The organism is Inquilinus sp. CA228 (assembly GCF_052078665.1).
Classification (GTDB): domain Bacteria; phylum Pseudomonadota; class Alphaproteobacteria; order DSM-16000; family Inquilinaceae; genus Inquilinus.
Map to the genome: position 1 here is coordinate 1 of NZ_JBQJIK010000207.1, position 547 is coordinate 547.

Consider the following 547-nt stretch of genomic DNA (forward strand, 5'->3'; position numbering starts at 1 on the left):
CGTCGTTCCCGGCCCTGTCCCGCTGCGGCGCGGCGGCCACCGGGCTCGGCCCGACCCGGCCGCGGGCCTGCAGCGTCCACTCCTCGCCGGCCAGGCGCTGCCGGCTCAGGATCTCGACCGCGCCGGTGGCCGGCGCCAGCCGCAGCCAGGTCTCGCGCGTCGTGCCCTCGGCGATCACCAGGGCCTGGACGATATCGAAATCCTCGACCTCGACCGCCTCGGCGCCGAACCACGTCCGGCCGGCGGCGACCGCCATCTCCAGCAGCGCGGCGCCAGGCACCACGACCTCGCCCGCCACCTTGTGGTCGGCCAGGTAGGGCAGCAGCTCGGGGTCCAGGAGGCCGTGCCATTCCGGCGTGCCCTCGCCCAGCCGGGCGCCCAGCAGCGGATGCGCCGGCTTGGCCAGCGACAGGTCGATCCGCTCCGGCGTCGCGGCCTGGCGCAGGTCGCGGCGCTGCCAGGGATAATGCGGCAGGGCCAGGCGCCGCCCGGCCGGCCGGTCGCCGAACAGTGGTCGCCGGTCGACCGCGCCGCCGCGCAGCAGCAC

Annotated in this window: 1 protein-coding gene; it reads right to left on the bottom strand. The window is 77.3% G+C overall.

Going from position 1 to position 547, the window contains the following annotated elements:
- Window positions 1-547, bottom strand: a 547-nt coding sequence (locus ACTOWL_RS38030; protein ID WP_441326492.1) for a polyketide synthase dehydratase domain-containing protein, incomplete at both ends; no start/stop codon positions are given.